Genomic DNA, 1585 nt, shown 5'->3' with positions numbered 1-1585 from the left:
CTCCCCCTCCGCACCGCCGCGCGTCCCCCGCGGTCCCCGCAACCGAGTCACCCCATGGAGCAACCGTGGCCAGGCGTCCCCTTCCCAGCATCCTGAGCAGCCGACCGGCGCTCGTCCGCAGCCGCGACCTGGCGCGCAGCGCCGCCGACGGCGCCTCCGACGTCCTGCACCCGGTCATCACCATCGCCCGCGGCATGCGCCGGCAGGCGGCCTGGACCGGCGACTGGTGGGGCCGCACCCCCAAGGACCGGCGCGGCCCCGCGCTGCTGCTGGCCGCCGCCGGCGCGGTGGTCGTGGTGATGATGCCGTACGGCCCGCTGCTGGCCGTCGCCGCGCTGGCCGCGTCCGCGGCGTGGATGGGCCGGGACCGCACCCCGGCGGCGGCCGGGCCGGGCGAGGCGGAGGCCGCGCGGCTGCAGTCGCTGTACGAGGCGCTGGTGCCGTACCTGTCCGACCCGGCCGACCCGGCACCGCTCTACACCTACGACGGCAGCTGGGCGAAGGCGTTCGGCTCCTACGACTTCGAGGCCGGCCGGCTGGTGCGGCTCGACCTGCGCTACCCGGCGTACTTCACCGACGGCGAGGCCGACTCGCGTACCCGGGTGGAGCAGCTGCTGCACGCCAAGGCCGGGCGGGGCAGGGAGTACCGCTTCGACTGGAACGAGGAGGACAACCACCTCGTCCTCACCGCGCTGCCGCCGCTGCCCACCGACATCGTCGCCCAGCGCTTCGTCACCGCGCCCGGCGAGACGGTGCTCGGCTTCACCGACGCCGAGGCCGTACCGCGGACCGTGCCGGTCGCCGGGAGCGGCGAGCAGACCAGGGACGCGCCGCCGGTGGTGTGGCGCACCGGGGCGCGCTCCACCGAGCCGCACCTGCTGGCGCTCGGCCAGCCCGGTACCGGGACGACCAGCCTGCTGCGGTCCATCGCGCTCCAGTCGCTGGTGCACGGCGACGTCGTCATCGTGGACGGCAGCGGCACCGGTGAGTACGCGTGCCTGACCGGGCGGCCCGGTGTGCTCGCCGTCGAGGACGGGCTGCTGGGCGCGTCCTCCACGCTGGAGTGGGCCACGCACGAGACCGAGCGGCGGCTCATCGCGGTCAACCGCGCCCGGCAGGCGGGCCGGCCGGTGGACGAGGACGCGCGCCGCCCGCTGTGGATCCTGGTCGACCGGCCGACCGCGCTGAGCCAGCTGGCGCTGGCGGAGGGGCGGCCCGACCCGCAGCTGCTGCTGGACGTACCGCTGCGGCACGGTCGTACGGTCAACGTGGCCGTCGCGGTGGCCGATCAGCTCGACGCGACAGAGGCGCTGGCGCCGGTCGTGATCGCCCACACCCGCGCGCGGGTGGTGCTGGGGCGGCTCGCCCCCGAGCACGTCGAGGCCGTGCTGGGCGCCGCGCAGCGCACCACGCCGGCCGCGGACGCCCCGCCCGGGCGCGGTTACGCCCGGCTCGGCACCGGGCCCGTCCTCCGCCTCCAGGTGCCGGCGACGCCCGATCCGTACGACGACGAGACGACGTCCCCGCAGCGGGAGGCCGTGCTGGCCCTCCTCCCCGGCGCCACTCCCGACCCGGCCCCGGCGCC

General features: G+C 77.2%; 1 protein-coding gene. It reads left to right on the top strand.

All coding sequences use genetic code 11. The annotated features are described in order from the left end of the window. Window positions 1–65 precede the first annotated feature (65 nt). The coding region (locus V7E46_RS33495) for a hypothetical protein (RefSeq protein WP_333771921.1) at window positions 66–1585 on the top strand (1520 nt) is incomplete at its 3' end.

The sequence above is a fragment of the Streptomyces sp. IBSBF 2435 genome (assembly GCF_036815005.1).
In the GTDB taxonomy this organism is placed as follows: Bacteria; Actinomycetota; Actinomycetes; order Streptomycetales; family Streptomycetaceae; genus Actinacidiphila.
Note: the sequence above shows the minus strand (reverse complement) of the source record. Positions and strands in the feature narration are given on the sequence as shown.